At 62.6% G+C, this 19,412-nt stretch carries 15 protein-coding genes; 5 read left to right on the top strand and 10 right to left on the bottom strand.

The window, feature by feature from the left end:
• The first annotated feature begins 10 nt into the window (after positions 1–10).
• The gene (locus T5B8_RS13190; protein ID WP_353179429.1) at positions 11–943 is read left to right on the top strand and encodes a glycosyltransferase family 2 protein; all 933 of its coding nucleotides are present in this window, start codon (positions 11–13) and stop codon (positions 941–943) included.
• Positions 944–1,018: 75 nt separating this feature from the next.
• Here the strand turns inward: T5B8_RS13190 and T5B8_RS13185 are convergent, their stop codons facing one another.
• The gene (locus tag T5B8_RS13185) at positions 1,019–1,990 is read right to left on the bottom strand and encodes a malate dehydrogenase (RefSeq protein WP_353179428.1); all 972 of its coding nucleotides are present in this window, start codon (positions 1,988–1,990) and stop codon (positions 1,019–1,021) included.
• 272 nt (positions 1,991–2,262) lie between these two features.
• Between T5B8_RS13185 and T5B8_RS13180 the strand changes: the two genes are divergently transcribed.
• The 4 genes from T5B8_RS13180 to T5B8_RS13165 are packed head-to-tail and all read left to right on the top strand — an operon-like array spanning position 2,263 to position 6,855.
• Positions 2,263–3,528, top strand: a complete 1,266-nt coding sequence (locus T5B8_RS13180) for an NAD(P)/FAD-dependent oxidoreductase (protein WP_353179426.1) — start codon at positions 2,263–2,265, stop codon at positions 3,526–3,528.
• Positions 3,521–4,294: a DUF1365 domain-containing protein gene (locus T5B8_RS13175; RefSeq protein WP_353179424.1), complete on the top strand. Its 774-nt coding sequence runs from the start codon at positions 3,521–3,523 to the stop codon at positions 4,292–4,294. The genes T5B8_RS13180 and T5B8_RS13175 overlap by 8 nt, the downstream gene beginning before the upstream one ends.
• Before the next feature lie 4 nt (positions 4,295–4,298).
• Positions 4,299–5,516 (top strand): class I SAM-dependent methyltransferase, encoded by a 1,218-nt coding sequence (locus T5B8_RS13170; RefSeq protein ID WP_353179422.1) that lies wholly within the window; start codon positions 4,299–4,301, stop codon positions 5,514–5,516.
• Between the two features lie 7 nt (positions 5,517–5,523).
• The gene (locus T5B8_RS13165; RefSeq protein ID WP_353179420.1) at positions 5,524–6,855 is read left to right on the top strand and encodes an MFS transporter; all 1,332 of its coding nucleotides are present in this window, start codon (positions 5,524–5,526) and stop codon (positions 6,853–6,855) included.
• 955 nt (positions 6,856–7,810) lie between these two features.
• Here the strand turns inward: T5B8_RS13165 and T5B8_RS13160 are convergent.
• The 9 genes from T5B8_RS13160 to gltB all read right to left on the bottom strand — a co-directional run bounded on the left by T5B8_RS13160 (position 7,811) and on the right by gltB (position 19,275).
• On the bottom strand, positions 7,811–8,413 hold the full coding sequence (locus T5B8_RS13160) for an SCO family protein (protein WP_353179418.1): 603 nt from the start codon (positions 8,411–8,413) through the stop codon (positions 7,811–7,813).
• The gene (locus T5B8_RS13155; RefSeq protein ID WP_353179417.1) at positions 8,410–9,273 is read right to left on the bottom strand and encodes a cytochrome c oxidase assembly protein; all 864 of its coding nucleotides are present in this window, start codon (positions 9,271–9,273) and stop codon (positions 8,410–8,412) included. The genes T5B8_RS13160 and T5B8_RS13155 overlap by 4 nt, the downstream gene beginning before the upstream one ends.
• Positions 9,274–9,374: 101 nt before the next feature.
• On the bottom strand, positions 9,375–9,566 hold the full coding sequence (locus T5B8_RS13150) for a hypothetical protein (RefSeq protein WP_353179415.1): 192 nt from the start codon (positions 9,564–9,566) through the stop codon (positions 9,375–9,377).
• Positions 9,566–10,318, bottom strand: coding sequence for an SDR family NAD(P)-dependent oxidoreductase (locus T5B8_RS13145; RefSeq protein WP_353179413.1), 753 nt, complete (start codon positions 10,316–10,318; stop codon positions 9,566–9,568). The genes T5B8_RS13150 and T5B8_RS13145 overlap by 1 nt, the downstream gene beginning before the upstream one ends.
• On the bottom strand, positions 10,315–11,250 hold the full coding sequence (gene yihG, locus T5B8_RS13140; protein ID WP_353179411.1) for a 1-acylglycerol-3-phosphate O-acyltransferase, YihG family: 936 nt from the start codon (positions 11,248–11,250) through the stop codon (positions 10,315–10,317). The genes T5B8_RS13145 and yihG overlap by 4 nt, the downstream gene beginning before the upstream one ends.
• 100 nt (positions 11,251–11,350) lie before the next feature.
• Entirely contained in the window at positions 11,351–12,397 is a 1,047-nt protein-coding gene (hemE, locus tag T5B8_RS13135; RefSeq protein WP_353179410.1) for a uroporphyrinogen decarboxylase, read from the bottom strand.
• Between the two features lie 113 nt (positions 12,398–12,510).
• Complete coding sequence (gene pyrF, locus T5B8_RS13130) at positions 12,511–13,230, bottom strand: orotidine-5'-phosphate decarboxylase (RefSeq protein WP_353179408.1); 720 nt, start codon at positions 13,228–13,230, stop codon at positions 12,511–12,513.
• A 71-nt stretch (positions 13,231–13,301) separates the two neighbouring features.
• Positions 13,302–14,738 (bottom strand): glutamate synthase small subunit GltD family protein, encoded by a 1,437-nt coding sequence (locus T5B8_RS13125; protein ID WP_353179407.1) that lies wholly within the window; start codon positions 14,736–14,738, stop codon positions 13,302–13,304.
• A 79-nt stretch (positions 14,739–14,817) separates the two neighbouring features.
• Positions 14,818–19,275, bottom strand: coding sequence for a glutamate synthase large subunit (gene gltB / locus T5B8_RS13120; RefSeq protein ID WP_353179405.1), 4,458 nt, complete (start codon positions 19,273–19,275; stop codon positions 14,818–14,820).
• Between the last annotated feature and the right edge of the window lie 137 nt (positions 19,276–19,412).

Genomic DNA, 19,412 nt, shown 5'->3' with positions numbered 1-19,412 from the left:
GGGCCACGACATGGCCGTGAAAGATGTCGCCATCAGTGTTGTAATCACCACGCGTAACCGGGCCGATAAACTCGCCGTAACCCTGTCGGCGCTCGCCGATCAGCGCGATATCGCGTTCGACTGGGAATTGATCGTGGTCGACAATGCCAGTACCGACGCAACTGCGCAGGTGCTGGAAGATGCCGCCGCCGAGTTGCCACTCGTGGTGTTGCGCTACGACAAACCGGGCAAGTGTCGGGCACAGAATCATGCACTCGATCACGTTCGCGGGGCCTTGCTGACATTTACCGACGACGATGTGGGCATCGATGCGCGCTGGCTAGCCAGCTTGTGGCGTGCTGCTCGGGAGTGGTCCGATGCGGAGCTGTTTTGCGGTCCGGTGGTGGCGCGTCTTATAGGCGATGTGCCGGCTTGGCTGGAAGGCAAGGGCGGGCAGGCGATTATCGAACGTCACTGTGGTCATTATCGACCGCGCGAGCAGGAGGGTCCGACCGACGTACCTGCGCTCGGCGCGAACATGACGATACGCCGCAGCGCGCTAGGGGGGCGGCGTTTCGACGAAAACGTCGGGCCCGATGGCACGCCTGACTACATCAAGGGCGGGGATACCGATCTGAACAAGGCGCTGATGGCCCAGGGCCACCGTTGTGTCTATGTCCCTGACGCCGTGATTACCCACTATGTGCATACCGATCAACTGACTCTGCCGGTGCTCTTCCAAGGGGCCTACCGGCGTGGCCGCAAGAATGCGTATCTGTACCCGCGGACCGGCGGAGTACAGCTGGCCGGCGCGTCGCTCGCGCTGTGGACACGGCTGGCCAAGCAATGGCTACGCTATCGGCTGAGTGCGAATGCGGCGCCGCTCAAGCGCTACGAGATCGGTATGAAGTATCACTACCGGCGCGGCTATCTCGACCAGATGCGGCGCCAGGCCCAGGCATGAAAAAAGCCGCGTCCGTGCTGGACGCGGCTTTTCAGATCGCGTGGCGCGTATTCACACGCCAGCCATGGTTGCGACTTACAGCAGCTCGGAAACCGCTTCGCGCTCGCTGCGCAGTTCGTCTTCGGTCTGCTTCATGCGCTCGCGGCTGAATTCGTCGATCTCGAGATCCTGAACGATTTCGTACTGGCCGTTTTTGCAGGTCACGGGATAGGAATACATGATGCCTTCTTCCACGCCGTAGCTGCCGTCGGCGGGGATACCCATCGACACGATGCCTTTCGAGCCATTCACCCAGTCGTGGATATGGTCGATAGCCGCCGAGGCGGCCGAGGCCGCGCTGGAGGCGCCACGGGCTTCGATGATCGCCGCGCCGCGCTTCTGTACGGTGGGGATGAAGTCGTTTTCGTACCAGTCGCGATCGACCAGATCGAGCGCGGCCTTGCCGTTGACGGTGGCATGGCTGATATCCGGGTACTGGGTCGCGCTGTGGTTGCCCCACACGATCATCTTGTCGATATCGGTGACCTGGGTGCCGGTCTTCTGGGCCAGCTGCGACAGGGCGCGGTTGTGGTCCAGACGCATCATGGCCGTGAACTGGCCCTTGTCGAGATCCGGCGCATTGCTGGCCGCGATCAGCGCGTTGGTATTGGCCGGGTTGCCGACCACCAGCACCTTGACGTCACGCGAGGCGTGATCGTTGATGGCCTTGCCCTGCACCGAGAAGATATCGGCGTTGGCCTTGAGCAGGTCGGAGCGCTCCATGCCCTTGCCGCGTGGCTTGGCGCCGACCAGCAGGCAGATATCGGCATCCTTGAAAGCTTCTTCGGGCTTGTCGGTGCCGATGATGTCCTTGACCAGCGGGAAGGCACAGTCGTTGACTTCCATCATCACGCCGTTGAGCGCATCCATGGCCGGGGGGATTTCGAGCAACTGCAGAATCACGGGCTGATCCGGGCCGAGCATGTCGCCGGCGGCGATACGAAAGATCAGCGAATAGCTGATCTGGCCGGCGCCGCCGGTAATGGCTACGCGTACGGGTTCTTTCATGGTGCGCTCCTTGTAAATGAAGGGTTGAAGACAAACGTGGACATTCGTGCGAATCGCACCGCGGCCTGACTGGCTGCGGCCCCGGTGCCCGATTTCGATACACTATCGGGCGATCGTGCGAGAGTGAGCGTATTTGTATCCACGCCGTTTCCAAAGTCGGTCGCAAAGCATAGCCGAAACACCAAAACGGGTAAAAACCGATCGCATCCGTAGCCGATCGTGGGCCGTATCAAAGGGTTCGACTTGCCCCAGTGCTTGATAAAAAGGACGACATGCAGCGAATCGCGATCGTGGGCAGCGGGATTGCCGGGCTGGGTACCGCCTGGTTGCTCGATGGCAGCGCGGAACTCACCGTATTCGAAGCCGCGAACCGGGCCGGTGGGCATGCCAATACGGTCATGGCGGGCGAGCAGCCGGTGGATACCGGCTTTATCGTACTCAACGATCGTAACTACCCGTTTTTCGAGTCGTTATTGGACGAGCTGGCGGTCGAGACGCGGCCCAGCGATATGTCGTTCGCGGTTTCTATTGCCGATGGCGCGATCGAATGGGCGGGGGATAACTGGCGCACCCTGTTCGCGCAGAAAAGCCGGCTGTTCGATGCCCGCCACTGGCGCATGATCGCCGATATTCTGCGCTTCAACCGACAGGCCCGACAGCTGATCGAAACCGATGCCTTGCCGGCCGTATCGCTGGGCGAATTTCTCGACCGTCATGGCTATAGCGATGCGTTTGCCGCGCGCTATCTGTTGCCCATGGCGGCGGCGATCTGGTCCACGCCGACGGCGGATATGCGTGCGTTTCCGGTCGGCGCGTTCCTGCGCTTTTTCGACAACCATGGCCTGCTGGAGCTGTCGAACCGACCCCAATGGAAGACGATCGTTGGCGGCAGTCAGCGCTATGTACAGGCGATTGCCCAACGTCTGGGCGCAAAGCTGCGTCTGGCCACGCCGGTCGAGCGGGTACGCCGCGACGAAAACGGTGCCCATGTGACGCTGGCCAGCGGCAAAACCGAAACCTTCGACCAGGTGGTCTTTGCCTGCCATGCCGATCAGACCCGCGCGATGCTCGCCGATGCCAGCGCGCGCGAAGCGTCGCTGCTGTCGGCGTTTCGCTTTCAGCCCAACCGTGCGGTTCTGCACAGCGATACCGCGCTGTTGCCGCGTCGACGCCGCGTGTGGGCGGCCTGGAACTATCTCGCCGATCGCGACGGCGTCGAAAATCAGCGTGTGACAGTGAGTTACTGGATGAACCGGCTGCAGTCGATTGCCGGCGAGCGCGAGTACGTGGTCAGCCTGAATCCGCGCATCGAACCCGAACCGCGCCATGTCATTCGCGAGATCGAATACACGCATCCGGTTTTCGATGGCGAAGCCATCGCCGCGCAGGCCCGTCTCGACGAGATTCAGGGCGACAACCGGGCCTGGTTCTGTGGCGCGTGGTGTGGCTACGGCTTTCATGAGGACGGGCTGGCCTCGGCGGTACGTGTGGCGCGAGGTTTGGGTGTCGATGTGCCCTGGAGCGGGCGCGATGGCTAGCGCGGGCGTTCTGTATCGCTGCCGTGTGATGCACCGGCGCCCGGGCCCGCCGCGCTATCGCTTTGGCTATCGCAGTTTCTATCTGCTGCTGGATATCGATGCCATCGATCAGGCCTGTGCCGCGTCGCCGCTGATTTCGCGCAATCGTTTCAACGTATTGTCGTTTAACGATGCCGACCACGGCCCGCACGAGGCGGGCGCGAACCTACGCCTCTGGCTCGATACATTGCTCGGCGATCAGGGTATCGACCTGGCTGGCGGGCGTGTGCAATTGCTGACCATGCCGCGCGTGTTCGGCTACGGTTTTAATCCCATCAGCGTGTTCTATTGCGAACATGCCGACGACTCGCTGCGCGCCATCGTGGTCGAGGTCCACAACACCTTTGGCGAGCATCATTTCTATGTGCTGCACGAGCAGGGCGCGCCCATGAGCTGGCGCGCGGCCCTGCACAAGGCCAAAGCCTTTCATGTATCGCCGTTTTTCGATCGCAGTGGGGGTTATCGGTTTCATTTCGCCGAGCCCGGCGAGCAGCTGGGCATGGGTATTCGCCTGTTCGAAGCCGACGGCGAGCACATGCGCATCGCCACCACCCTCACCGGCGAACGCCGGGCGTTGACCACGGCCAACATCCTCAAAGCGGTTTGCCGCGTACCGTTGATGACGATCAAGGTCGTCGCGGCGATCCACTGGCAGGCGTTCAAGCTCTGGCTGCGTGGTGCCGTGTTTCACCGAAAACCCGAGCAGAACCACGAGAATGTCTCCTGACACGATGACCATGCGACACCAGGGCGCGACCATTCAAAGCGGCGACCCGAGCAACTGGCGCGAGCGCCAGGTCGTCAAGCGCCTGGACCGGCTGCATACCGGGCGGCTGGAAGTACGTCTGCCCAATGGATCCACCGCGATTTTCGCCGGCGAGCGCGAGGGCCCGTCGGCCCGGCTGATCATGCATTCGCCAGCGATGGTCACGCGCCTGTTCAAGGCCGGTTCCATTGGCTTTGCCGAAGGCTATATGGCCGGCGAGTGGGACGCCGACGATCTGGCCAAGCTCATCTATCTGCTGCATCTCAACGAAGACGCCCTCGAGCCCGATTTTTCCCGGCTGCAGCATATCTACACCCTGATGAGCGCCATCCGGCATCGTCTGCGGCGCAATTCCCGTCGTGGCTCGCGCCGTAACATTGCCTACCATTACGATTTGGGCAACGACTTCTATGCCCAGTGGCTGGACGAGACCTGGACCTACTCGAGCGCGATTTTTGCCGACGCAAACGAGCCGCTGGCCGATGCCCAGCAACGCAAGTACGCGCGCCTGCTCGAGCGCCTGAATGTGAAGCCCGGCGATCATATTCTGGAGATCGGCTGTGGCTGGGGCGGCTTTGCCCGCTATGCGGCCGCCCATGCCGATTGCCATGTGACCGGCCTGACGTTGTCCAACGAACAGCTGCGTTTCGCCCGCGAGCGCGCCCAGGCCGCCGGTCTGTCCGAACGCCTGCACTTCGAGCTGCGCGACTATCGCGACGTGAACACGCGTTACGATCACGTGGTTTCTATCGAAATGTACGAAGCCGTGGGCGAGGCCTACTGGCCGACCTATTTCGCCGCCATCCAGGCCGCGCTCAAGCCGGGCGGGAAGGCCGCGATTCAGGCGATTACCATCGACGACACGCGTTTCGATTATTACCGCGCCAACGTAGATTTCATCCAGGAGTACGTGTTTCCAGGCGGCATGCTGGCCTCGCCCAGCGTTTTCTGCGACCAGGCCGAGCGCCAGGGTCTGCGCGTACGCGAAACCGATTTCTACGGCGGCGACTATGCGCGCACGCTCATGCGCTGGGACGCCTCGGTGCGTACCGCCGCGGATACCATCATCACCGAACGCGGCAGCGCCTTCTACCGCATGTGGCGCTATTATCTGGCCTACTGCGCGGCCGGTTTCACCTCCGGCAATATCGATCTGATGCAGATCGCCTTGCAACGCGATTGAGGCAGGCATGAATGCCCGTACCGCAATGGATCGTCTGGCGGCCTATGGCCTGCTCGGGCTGCCGCTGGCAGCGCTCGGGTTGCCGCTGACGGTCTATCTGCCGCCGTTCTATGCGCAGATGCCGGGTTTGAATACCGGCCTGGTCGGCGTGCTCATCTTTGCCGCGCGTCTGTTCGATGTGGTCACCGATCCGGTGATCGGCAGCGCCTCGGACCGACTGCAGACCCGTTTCGGCCGCCGCCGACCCTGGATCGCGGCCGGTACGCCGCTACTCATGCTCGCGGCCTGGTTTCTGTTCGTGCCGCCGGATAATGCCGGCGCGGCCTATCTGTTGATCTGGAGCATGCTGGCCTATCTGGGCTGGACGCTGATCTATCTGCCGTATACGACGCTCGGCGCGGAAATGTCGGCCGACTACGACGAGCGTTCGCGTATCACCGCCTGGCGCGAGGGCTTTTTCGTGCTCGGCACCCTGGTCGCCATCATGCTGCCGGCCCTTGCGCAGCGCTTTGTGGGCGGTGCGGCGGCGGGTCTGGCCGCGATTGCGATGTTCTTGCTCGTCGCGCTACCGATCGCCACCGGTTTGTTTCTCTGGCGCGTGCGCGAACCGGATGGCGTCAATGCCTCGAAAATCCGCTGGCGCGAAAGTCTGGATCTGCTCAAATCCAATCGCCCGTTTACGCGGCTGTTGATCGCCTATTTGCTCAATGGCGCAGCTAATGGCCTGCCCGCGGCGCTGTTTCTGTTCTTCGTGACCGCGATTCTGGGCGGCAGCGAAATCACCGGCGGCATTTTCCTGGCGATCTATTTTCTGTCGGCCGTGCTCGGCCTGCCGCTGTGGCTGAAAATCGGGCGCAACTGGAGCAAGCATCGCCTGTGGTGTGCCTCCATGCTGTGGGTGAGCTTCGTGTTCATCTTCACGCTCACCCTCGGCGAAGGCGACTATATCGGCTACGGCCTCATCTGCGTGCTTGGCGGCACCTGTCTGGGGGTGGATCAGGCGATTGCGGCCTCGATTCAGGCCGATGTGATCGACGAAGACACGGCCGCCGGCGGTGATGGACGCGCCGGGTTGTATTTCGGCCTCTGGGGCATGGCCACCAAGCTGGCCTTTGCGATCGCGCTCGGGATTGCCTATCCGGTGCTCTGGCTGGCCGGTTTCGATGCCGGCCAGGACAACGACGCCGTCGCGCTATGGACGCTGGCCGTGTTGTACGGGCTGCTGCCGGTGGCGATCAAGCTCGGCGTGGTCGCCATGATGTGGGACTTTCCGCTGGACCGGCGTCGTCATGCCGAATTGCAGGAGCGTATCGGGCGTAGCGAACGGGCCGCACGCTAACAACCTGATCGGACTTCTACCAAACGCCTGCGGGTGCGTTCTAGAAAGGATATTGTCCGCAAATGAACGCGAATATGCGCAAATAAGACAGGTGGTTTGGGGTAACCTCGGCCCGCGGTGCCTCCTCTTTGCCAAGCGCTTCGTTTCTAGAAGAGGTATCCGCAGATCGACGCAGATTCACGCAGATGTGAAAGGCGACTACGCTGCGCAAATGAGCGCGAAGATACGCGAATAAAGCGCAAGTCAGTCAGGTCGAACAGCGGATGCTGAGCGCTTGTGTTCGATTCTCAACTTTGCTCGTAATCGGAATCGGCGAACGGCCAAGATCAAACACCCGGTCTTGATCTGCGTTGATCTGTGTCGATCTGCGGACGAATAATCGGACAATGCCTTCGCGCAGAGGCGCTAACCGCCATCAAGCGCTGCGTTTCTCATAAAGAAGCACCCGCTGGCCGACGCAGAGCCGCGCAGATCAGCCGGGTGCGTTCTAGAAAGGATATTGTCCGCAAATAAACGCGAATATACGCAAATAAGGCGTAAAACAGGTAGTTTGGGGTAACCTCGACCCGCGGTGCCTCCCCTTTGCCAAGCGCTTCGTTTCTGGAAGACGTATCCGCAGATCGACGCAGATTCACGCAGATGTGAAAGGCGAATACTCCGCAAATTAACGCGAAGAGACGCAATAAAGCGCAAGTCAGTTAGGTTGAACAGCGGATGCTGAGCGCTTGTGCTCGATTCTCAACTTTGTTCGTAATCGGAACCGGCGAACGGCCAAGATCAAACACACGGTCTTGATCTGCGTTGATCTGTGTCGATCTGCGGACGAATGACCGAAGAACGCCTTCGTGCAGAGAGGGTAAAGACCCTCAAGGGCCGGGTTTGTCAAAAAATGAATCCGCGGACTTAAGCCGATTCTTGCAGCTCAGCGCGCGCTCGACTATTTGCGCAGATCCGTTCAGTCGAGCTGCCCGAGCAGGGTTTTCAGGTCTGCGGTGATTTCATCCACGCTTTCCTGCTGGTTGATCAGCAAGCGGGAACGATCGTCAGGGCCGAACACGAAGATCGCACTGCTGTGGGATACCAGATAGAAGCCGTTGTCGTTGGGCTCGCCGTAGCCGTAGGTGACCCGGTAACGCTTGGTGAGTGCCTTGAGCTGTTCCTGGGTGCCGGTCAGGCCCACCATATTGGGGCCAAAGCTGGAGGTGAAACGTTGCAGGCGCTCGGGTGTGTCGCGCTTGGGATCGACGCTCAAAAACAGTACGTCGATATCGTCGCGGTCCTGTTCGTCCAGGCCGCCCAGCGCGGCACGAATACGCGCCATCGTGGCCGGGCAGATATCCGGACAGTTGGTGTAGCCGAAGAACAGCAGCTTCAGCCTTCCGTCGTAATCGTCGGCCGTAACGGCCTCGCCCTGTTCGTTGGACAGATTGAACGCGAGATCGGGCATCACGCCGGTGATGTCATGCGCGGTGTAGTCGGCGCCGCCCGAGCAGGCTGTTACAACGATGCCCAGCAGGGTGCTCAGCAAGACACGGGAAAACAACTTGTACACAGTCATGTCACGGGTTCCTTGACCGGCGCGCCGCTGCCTTGCGCGGTTGTCGCACGCCGTTCGTGAATGAAGCCGAAGCGCAACAGGATGAGCGTTGCCACAACACTCATCATGGCTGCCGGTATCCAGGTGATCAGCCCGCCCAGCTGCTGGTCGACGATCGGCGAGATCGGAAACGCGCGCCCGCAGACCGCATACACGTCATAAACGGTATCCGGCGCGAGCGCGATATAGGCGCCGAGCGCAATCTGCGGCGGCATGACCGCCCACAGCACGATGATGCGCAGGCCGGTGGAATAGGTGGTACGCGTGGTTCCCGGCGCGCGCGGGTCGAGCATGAACCACCAGAACAGCAGGCCATCGACCGCCATGGACAGATTCATCAGCCAGTAGTCGCGTGCCGAGAGCATGGCGGTGAAATGAATCGAAGGCGTAAGCCAGAAATAGATCAGGCCCACGAACAGCAACGCGCTGATGAACGGGTGCTGCACGAACCGGTAGCAGGCCATCACGGGCGGTAGTTCGCCCATCCCGCGCACGCCGCGATTAAGCCAGGCGGGCGCGCCAGCGGCGAGCACGGCCGTAGGCATGGACAGCGCGATCAGAAACGGGCCGAGATGGTGCAGGATCAGATGCTGGGCGCGGTGGATGAAGAACATGTACTGCGCGTAGTAGTCGACATGCGTTTGCATGACGACATACATGCTGATCAGGCCGATACCGAAAGCGATCGCGGGCGCGATATCGCGTATGCGTCGCCGCCGGGCAAGCCCGCGCACATAACACGCCGCGGCGAGGGCAAAGACCGCGATCAAGACCGGCTGAGGCTCCCAGGGTGTGAGCCAGCGAATGATCTCGTCGGTCATACGATCGCCTGGGTTGAAACTAAAGCACACAGGCGCCCGTCGCGGGCGCACGCCAGCCGCTATTCTACGCCGGTGGGCGCGGCGGCGGACGAACGCGGGGGTTAGCTTTTCCAGTCGTCCTTTTCGCGTTCCTCTTCGGCCCAGGCGTCGTCGTCGAGATTACGCAGCTTGCTGCGATCGACATGCTTGAGATCTTCTCGACTCGCCGCGATCTGGGCGCGAACCCAATTGACGATGCCCAAGGCGGCAACCAGCAGCGCGATGACGATGACAACCCAGATGACGGTATTCATTAGAGCCTCGCGACACGACGAATGATGGGAAAATACAGCGCATACGGCAGGCGCTGCATAAGCTTGAGTATGTAGGACAAACGGCGTGGAAACGTGATCTCGAAGCGTTTCGCGGCCAGGCCGCGACGGATACGCCGGGCTGCGTCGTCGGCGTCGACCATGAACGGCATGGGAAACCGGTTCTTCTCGGTCATCGGCGTGCGCACGAAACCGGGTGTAATCACGCTCACGGCGATACCGTGACTATCCAGATCGAGCTTGAGCCCCTCGGCCAGCGCGATCATCGCTGCTTTTGAGGCCGAGTAGGGTGCGCCCCCGGGCAAACCACGAAAACCCGCTACGCTGGCGGTCAGCGCGATCTGGCCGGCGCCGCGCGCGAGCATCCCAGGCAACACCGCGCCGATGCCGTTGACCGCGCCGCCGTAGTTCACGGCCATGCGATTCTGGACGTCGGCCGCATCGAAGCGAGTCACCGAAAACTGGCTACCGATGCCGGCATTGAACACGGCAAGGTCGATCGGGCCCAGCTGTCGTTCGATCGCGGCGACCGTTTCGTTATTCGCCGCGCCGTCGGTGACATCGAGCACGAAAGCATGGATTGCGTCGGGTGCATCAGCACAAAGTGCATCGAGGCGTTCGCGGTTACGCCCGCTGGCGGCGACCTGCCAGCCGTTGGCGGCCATCTCGCGGGCCAGGGCCGCGCCGATGCCTGAACTCGCGCCGGTAATCCAGACTACATGCGGGCCGCTCACGAGGCTTTGTCCACCTGTGAGAAACGCGTCGCGGATCGGCGCGGGTCCTGTAGCGCTGCGACCTCGATATCCTTTTCGGCCCAGAGTTGTTCGAGCCAGCGCTTGAAGCGATTGCGGTAATCGGCATCGCCCATGTAGTCGCCTTCGAGCAGATCGCTGGGAACATCCAGCCGGCGTACGCGGATCACGACTTCGTCGATACGCCCGCAGAGCATGTCCCAGAACTTCGGCTCGGGCGTGTTCACATAGGCCACGGTCATGTCGAGCACGCCATCGAGCACGTCGTGCATGGCGTTCAGGGTAAAGGCGGTACCGCCGGCCTTGGGCGGCATCAGTGCTTCGTAGGGCGAATTGACCGCCCGGCGCTTGGCGGCGTTCGAGCGCGTGCCCTCGGCATAATTGACGATGGTGACCGGCCAGTCGCGAAAGGTTTCACAGGAGCGGCGCACGGTTTCCATGTCCCGAGTGCGCAGGGCCGGGTTCTTTTCGATTTCGGCGCGGCTGTGGCGTTTCATGAACGGGAAATCCAGCGCCCAGCAAGCCATGCCGACGACCGGCAGCCAGCGCAGCTGTTCCTTGATGAAGTAGCGCGGGAAGGGCAGCTGCGGTTCGATGACGTGACATAGCAGCATCACATCGGCCCAGCACTGGTGGTTGGAGATCACCACATAGCGGCCATGCGGATCGTCGGGCACCTGCTGATCGTAGCTCACGCGGGTGCGACCCATGCCCAGAATGCAGGCATTGATGCCACGCGCCCACCAGCGTGCCACCCAGAGCACGGCGTGGGTGGCCGGTTTTTTCACGGCCGGCCACGGCGCGAGCAGTTTGACCAGACTGGTGGGCAATAGCGGAATAAAGCCGATCAGTGTGACCAGCACCATGCCCGCGATGGCGATCGCCCCGCGAATGTTTTGTAGCGCGCGCTTCATACAGGCGTCGTACACAGCTTTGAAGAAACGATGTCGGCAATGTAACGGTTGCCGATGACAAGGCCAAGCCGGCCCGCGTGGGACTGGCCCGATTTATCGCTCAGCGCGCGGAAAACTCGTGTACGGCGTCCACCAGGGCTGCGACATGGTCGGGGTCGACCTGCGGCGTGACCCCGTGGCCAAGGTTGAACACATGGCCCGGATGATCGCCGAAGCGGTTGAGCACGTCGGCGACGTTTTCACGAATGACCTCGGGCTTGGCATAGAGCATGGCCGGGTCGAGATTGCCCTGTAGGGCGACCTTGTCGCCCACGCGCGCCCGCGCTTCGTCGATATCGATGGTCCAGTCCAGGCCCAGCGCATCGCAGCCGGTGGCGGCCATGGCTTCGAGCCAGGGGCCGCCGCCCTTGGTGAACAGGATCACCGGCACCTTGCTGCCATCCGGCGCGTCGTCGAGTTGTTCGACGATGCGCTGCATGTAGGCCAGCGAAAATTCGCGATAGGCTGCCGGGGTGAGCACGCCGCCCCAGGTATCGAATATCTGCACGGCCTGGGCGCCCGCTGCGATCTGGGCATTGAGATAGGCCGCGACCGAGCGCGCGAGGATATCCATGAGCTGATGCAGCGACTCGGGCGCGTTGTACATCAACGCCTTGATGTGCTGATAGTTTTTCGACGGCCCGCCTTCAACCATATAGGTGGCCAGCGTCCACGGGCTGCCGGCAAAGCCGATCAGCGGTGTCTTGCCGTCGAGTTCGCGGCGGATCAGGCGCACGGCGGCCGGGACATAGCCGAGGCTTTCCTCGATATCCGGTACGCGCAATTTCGCGATCTCATCGGGCGTGCGCACCGGATGATGGAAATGCGGGCCTTCGCCGGCCACGAAATGCAGGCCCAGACCCATGGCTTCCGGAATCGTGAGGATGTCGGAAAACAGGATCGCGCCGTCGAGGGGAAAGCGTCGCAACGGTTGCAGCGTGACTTCGCAGGCCAGCTCCGGGTTCTGGCACAGGTCGAGAAAGCTGCCGGCCTGTTCGCGCAGCTTGCGGTATTCGGGCAGGTAACGACCGGCCTGGCGCATGAGCCAGACAGGGGTGACATCGACAGGTTCGCGCTTGAGCGCACGCAGCAGACGATCGTGGGACATAAGGCACTCGCAACGCACGCGACGCTCGGCCGCGCGAAGAATGGGACGGCGCGCAGTTTAACGGCTTGGCCGGGCGGGGCATACCGCCGGCCTGTTCAGGCGTTGGCGAGCGGCTAGCGGGCTGCGATCGCCTGGCTGATTTCGCGCTGAATTGCGACTGCGGCCGCGCGCGGATCGTCGGCGTTGCGGATCGGCCGGCCGACCACCAGATAGTCCGCGCCGGCGGCAATCGCTGCCGTGGGCGTCATGACCCGTTTCTGATCGTCGCCCGCGCCTTCATCGTTGGCGACCGGGCGAATGCCGGGGGTAACCGCAATCAGCTTCTCGGGCGCGTGAGCGCGCAGGTTGGCGACTTCCATGCCCGACGAAATCACGCCGTCGCAGCCGGCCTCCAGAGCCCGCTTGGCGCGCGACAGCACCAGCGATTCGATATCGCAGGCAAAGCCCATGTCGTCCAGGTCGCCCTGGTCGAGGCTGGTGAGGGCGGTGACCGCAAGAATACTCGAGCTGCCGCTGCGCGCCTCGGCGGCGGCTTCCATGACCTGCTGGTTGCCGTGCACGGTGATGAAGTCGATATCGCGCGCGCATAGCCGGCGTACGGCCGCGGCCACGGTAGCCGGCACGTCGAACAGCTTCACGTCGACGAAAACCTTCTTGCCGCGTGCCTTGAGCCAGTCGACCAGCTCGAAATAGCCGGGCGCCATGGCCAGTTCGAGGCCGACCTTGTAGAAATTCACTGCATCGCCCAGCTGGTCGACCAGTGCACGCGCGGCCTCGGCGTCGGGTACGTCGAGCGCGAAGATGAGGCGGTCGATATCGGCAATGGGGCGCAAGGCGTGCTCCAGTCAGCGGTCTAGTTCGCGGCGCGTGGCAGAGCCGACGCGCCGCGTGAAAAGGCGATCGATCAGGCCGCGTTGCCGGATTCGCCGACGCCGACCTGCAGATAGTCGAGAATGCCCTTGGCGGCTTCCCGGCCTTCGAACACCGCGGTGACCACCAGGTCGGAGCCGCGCACCATATCGCCGCCGGCAAAGATCTTGGGATTGGTGGTCTGGTGCTTGAAGCGACCCTTGCCGGGGGCAATCACGCGGCCGCCGTCGTCGATATCCACGCTGTGCGTGTCGAACCATTCCTGCGGGTTGGGGCGGAAACCAAAAGCGATAATCACGCGATCGGCTTCGATGACTTCCTCGGTGCCCGGGACCGGCTCGGGTCGGCGCCGCCCCCGTTCATCCGGCGCGCCCAGCTTGGTGGTGACGACCTTGATACCTTCGACTTTGGTGTCGCCAACGATCTCCACCGGCTGGCGGTTGAACATGAACTCCACGCCTTCCTCGCGCGCGTTCTGAAATTCGCGCGCCGAGCCGGGCATGTTCTCTTCGTCGCGACGATAGGCGCAGATGACCTTCTTGGCGCCCTGGCGGATCGAGGTACGGTTGCAGTCCATGGCGGTATCGCCGCCACCGAGCACCACCACGCGCTCACCGCGCATGTCGATGAAGTCGCGCGGATTCTTTTCCAGGCCCAGTTCGCGGTTGATGTTGGCCACCAGGAAAGGCAGCGCTTCGTGCACGCCGTCGAGATCCTCGCCGGGGAAGCCGCCTTTCATATAGGTATAGGTGCCCATGCCCATGAATACGGCATCGTATTCTTCCATGAGGTCTTCGATCTGGACGTCCTTGCCCACTTCGCAGCCCAGGCGGAATTCCACGCCCATGCCTTCCATGACCTCGCGGCGGGTTTCGACCACGCTCTTTTCGAGCTTGAACGGGGGAATGCCGAAGGTGAGCAGGCCGCCGATACGCGGGTACTTGTCGAACACCACGGCCTTGACGCCGCTGCGCACGAGGATATCCGCCGCGCCCAAGCCCGCCGGGCCGGCGCCGATTACGGCGACCTTCTTGTCCGTCCACACCACGTTCGAGACATCCGGACGCCAGCCCTGCTTGAAGGCCTCGTCGGTGATGTATTTCTCGACCGAGCCGATGGTGATGGCGCCGAAGCCGTCGTTCATCGTGCAAGCGCCTTCACACAGGCGATCCTGCGGACAGATACGGCCACAGATCTCGGGCAGGGTGTTGGTGGCGTGCGACAGTTCGGCCGCCTCGAACAGATTGCCCTCGTTGACGAGCTTCAACCAGTTCGGGATGTAGTTGTGGACCGGGCATTTCCATTCGCAGTAGGGATTGCCACAGGAAATACAGCGCCCGGCCTGCTGGGAGGCGGTTTCCTTGTCGAACTGGCCGTAGATTTCGGCGAATTCGTGGATGCGTACCGGCACCTCGACCTTTTTCGGGTCCTGGCGCGGTATGTCGAGAAACTGCAAATGATTCTTTGCCATTGCTAACCTTTAGTCGTTACGCAGCCCGCGCCGCGCCTGTTGATGAGCAGGCGCGGCGCGGCCCCTTTCTGCGGCGTGATCAGGCCGCGCGATTGAGCGTATCCAGGATCGTTTCCACGCTCTCGGCCTTGGGCTTGACCAGCCAGAACTGGCCGATGTAGTCGCGGAAATCTTCCAGGATTTCGGCGCCCCAGGCGCTGCCGGTTTCGGCCACGTGGGCTTCGATCATCTCGCGCAGATAGTGGCGGTGGGCTTCCATGTTCTCGGAAACCAGCCGATGGATGTCGATCAGCTCGTGATTGTAGCGGTCGACGAACTCGCGTTTTTCATCCAGCACATAGGCCAGACCGCCGGTCATGCCGGCGCCGAAGTTCACGCCGGTATGGCCGAGCACGACCACGCAGCCGCCGGTCATGTATTCACAGCCGTGATCGCCAATGCCTTCCACGACCGCGGTCGCCCCCGAGTTACGCACGCCAAAGCGTTCGCCGCCCATGCCGGCGGCATACAGCGCGCCGCCGGTGGCGCCGTACAGACAGGTGTTGCCGATAATGGCTGCATCGCGGGCGACGAAGCCGGCATCCCGCGAGGGCCGGATCACCAGCCGACCGCCGGCCATGCCCTTGCCCACATAGTCGTTGGCATCGCCTTCGAGATACATATGCAGGCCGCCGGCGTTGAACACGCCGAAGCTCTGGCCGGCGGTGCCGGTGAGCTTGAGCGTGATCGGCGCGTCTTCCATGTCCAGGTTGCCGTGACGACGGGCGATCTCACCCGATAGCCGCGCGCCGAGTGAGCGGTTGTTGTTGTGCACTTCGTATTCGAAGGTGCCGCCGGTCTTGTTTTCGATCGCATCCAGCGCGTCGGCCACCATCTGTTCGGCCAGCTCGCCCTTGTCGAAGGGCTCGTTGTGCGGATCCAGACACTGGGTCGGGATATCGTCGGCCAGTCCGCCCTTGGACAGGATCGGTTCCAGATCGAGACCCTGCTGCTTCGGCGTTTCGCCCGGCAGAATTTCAAGCAGATCGGTGCGCCCGATCAGCTCGCCGAGCGAGCGCACGCCGATCTTGGCCATGAGTTCGCGCGTGTCCTGCGCGATGAAGCCAAAGAAGTTCTGCACCATCTCGGGAATGCCGATGAAGTGGCGTTCGCGCAGCACCTCGTTCTGGGTGGCGACACCCGTCGCACAGTTGTTGAGATGGCATACGCGCAGGTACTTGCAGCCGAGTGCGACCATCGGGCCGGTACCAAAGCCGAAGGATTCGGCGCCCAGAATCGCGGCCTTGATGACGTCGAGGCCGGTCTTGAGGCCGCCATCGGTCTGTACGCGCACCTTTTCACGCAGGTCGTTGGCGCGCAGCGTCTGCTGGGTCTCGGACAGGCCGAGTTCCCAGGGCGTGCCGGCATAGCGTACCGAGGTGAGCGGGGAGGCGCCCGTGCCGCCGTCGTAGCCGGAAATGGTGATCAGATCGGCGTAGGCCTTGGCCACGCCGGCCGCGATCGTGCCTACGCCGGGGCCAGAGACGAGCTTGACCGACACCAGCGCCTGCGGATTGACCTGCTTGAGGTCGAAGATCAGCTGGGCCAGATCCTCGATCGAGTAGATGTCGTGATGCGGCGGCGGCGAAATCAGCGCCACGCCCGGCTTGGAATAGCGCAGGCGGGCGATCATTTCGTTGACCTTGTGGCCGGGCAGCTGACCGCCTTCGCCGGGTTTCGCACCCTGGGCGATCTTGATCTGCAGCACTTCGGCGTTGACCAGATAGTGCGGGGTCACGCCAAAGCGGCCCGATGCCACCTGCTTGATCTTCGACATCTTGTCGGTGCCGTAGCGGGCTGCGTCTTCCCCGCCTTCGCCCGAGTTCGAGCGCCCGCCCATGCGGTTCATGCCCTGGGCCAGCGACTCGTGGGCCTCGGGCGAGAGCGCGCCCAGCGACATGCCGGCCGAGTCGAAACGCGGCGTGATGTCTTCGATGGGTTCGACATCGTCGATCGAGATCGGCTCGATATCGTCGCGCAGCTTGAACAGGTCGCGCAGCACCGACACGGGCCGGCCCTGCACGATATCGGCGTACTCGCGGTACTTGGCGTAGTCGCCGGTCGACACGGCGTCGTGCAGCGTGGCGATCACGTCCGGGTTGTAGCAGTGATATTCCTGGCCATGCACGAACTTGAGCAGCCCGCCCTGGTTGATGGCCACGCGCGGGTTCCAGGCGTTCTGGGCCAAACGGGCGATATCGGCCTGCAGATGGGCAAAGCCAGCACCGGCGACACGGCTGACCGTACCCTTGAAGCAGGTGTCGGTCACCTCGTGGTCCAGGCCCACGATCTCGAACAGCTGCGCGCCGCGGTAGCTTGTGACCGTGGAAATGCCCATCTTGGACATGATCTTGTACAGACCCTTGTTAATGCCCTTGCGATAGGTCGCACAGAGCTCATCCGGGTCGCGGCTGTCGATCTGGCCGCAGCGCACCAGATCGTTGAGGCTTTCATAGGCCAGATACGGATGGATCGCGCTCGCCCCGTAGCCGATCAGGCAGGCGAAGTGGTGCGCATCGCGTGCGCTGGCGGTATCCACCACCAGATTGGCGTCGCAGCGCAGATTCTCGCGGGTCAGGCGATGATGAATCGCGCCGGTGGCCAGCAGGGCCTGGATCGGCAGCTTGCCCTGTTTGATCTCGCGATCGGAGAGCACGATGACGGTCTTGCCGGCGTTGACCGCATCCACCGCCTGATCGCAGATTGTGGCGATCGCATCGGACAGCGCGGTGTTCGCGTCGTAGTTCAGGTCGATGATCGTATGCGCGTAGTCGTCATCGTCGATCGACAGCAGGCGCCGGAATTTGCCGGTCGAGAGCACCGGCGAATCCACGACCAGACGCTTGGCGCGTGCTTCGTTTTCCTCGAAGACATTGCGTTCGCGCCCGAAGCAGGTCTCGAGTGACATGACGATACGCTCGCGCAGCGAGTCGATCGGCGGGTTGGTGACCTGGGCGAACTTCTGGCGGAAATAGTCGTAGATCACCCGATCCACGCGCGACAGCACCGGAAACGGCGTGTCATCGCCCATGGAGCCGGTGGCTTCCTGACCGGCTTCGGCCAGCGGACGCAGCACCTGGTCGCGCTCTTCGAACGACACATGGAAGAGCTTTTCGTAGACCTTGACCTGCTCGCGCTCCATCCAGGCTTCGTCGCGGGTGTCGGCCAGCCGCGATTCCAGCATGCGCGCGTTCTTTTTCAGCCACTGCTTGTAGGGGGCACGGCTGGCCAGACGCTTGTCGATTTCCTGCGGCTTGATCAGTTCACCGTTTTCGGTATCCACGGCGATCATGTCGCCGGGCTTCAGGCGGCCCTTGGCGACGACATCGGCCGGGTTGTAGTCCCAGACCCCGATTTCGGAGGCCAGGGTGATATGGCGATCCTTGGTGATCACATAGCGCGCCGGGCGCAGGCCGTTGCGATCCAGGCAGCAGGCCGCATAGCGCCCGTCGGTGAGCACGATGCCCGCCGGGCCGTCCCAAGGCTCCATATGCATGGAGTTGTACTCGTAAAACGCACGCAGATCGGCCGACATGTAGTCGACGTTCTGCCAGGCCGGCGGCATCAGCAGGCGCATGGCATAGAAGATGTCCATGCCGCCCGCGAGCAGCACTTCGAGCATGTTGTCGAGGCTTTGCGAGTCCGAGCCGGTGGTGGAGACCAGCGGCAGGATCGATTCCAGGTCGGGCAGCTTGTCGGAGGCGAATTTGTTCGCCCGCGCGGTCGACCAGTTGCGGTTACCCGTGACCGTGTTGATCTCGCCGTTGTGCGCCAGATAACGAAACGGTTGGGCCAGGCGCCACTGCGGCAGCGTGTTGGTGGAAAAGCGCTGATGGAATACACACAGCGAGGTTTCCAGGCGCTCGTCGGCCAGGTCCTTGTAGAACACCGGCAGATAGCTGGGCATGACCATGCCCTTGTACGACAGCACATGCGCCGACAGCGACGGCACATAGAAGACATCGTCGTCGGGCAGCGCGTTTTCCGTGCGTCGGCGCGCGAACACCAGCTTGGATTCGAACAGCGCGTGGTCCATCTCCGCCGGGGCGTTCACGAACAACTGTTCGAGATGGGGCAGGGTTTCCAGCGCCTGATTGCCACAGGCGGACTGTGCATCGATGGGCACTTCGCGCCAGCCGGCGACGCTCAGCCCTTCGTCCTCGAGCTGGCGGTCCAGCTCGGACTTGGCTGCGTCGCGCTGGTTGGCGTCGAGATTCAAGAAGACGATGCCGCTGGCGTAATGATCGGCCAGTTCGATGCCGGCTTCCTGGGCGATCGTGCGCAGGAAGGCATCCGGCTTTTTCATCAGAATGCCGCAGCCGTCGCCGGTCTTGCCGTCGGCTGCCACCGCGCCGCGGTGGGTCAGGCGTTCGAGCGCGCCGATCGTCGTCTTGACCAGCCAATGGCTCGGCTGGTTGTCCATATTGGCGATCAGGCCGAAGCCGCAGGCATCTCGCTCGAACTCTGGCGAATAGAGTCCGCCTTTCAACTGGTGCATTTTTAGTCCTCGGGTCAGATTCGGCTCGCTCGCGGAGCAATTCCGGATGCCGAATGCCGTATCGGAAAAATCGTGTGTCGCGGTCAGGCCGCCTGGATGATCACACTATACGGCGCAACGGGCCGTCATGATGCCGC

The sequence above is a fragment of the Salinisphaera sp. T5B8 genome, from assembly GCF_040361255.1.
Taxonomy (GTDB): Bacteria; Pseudomonadota; Gammaproteobacteria; order Nevskiales; family Salinisphaeraceae; genus Salinisphaera.
This window is presented reverse-complemented; position numbering and strand designations above follow the sequence as displayed.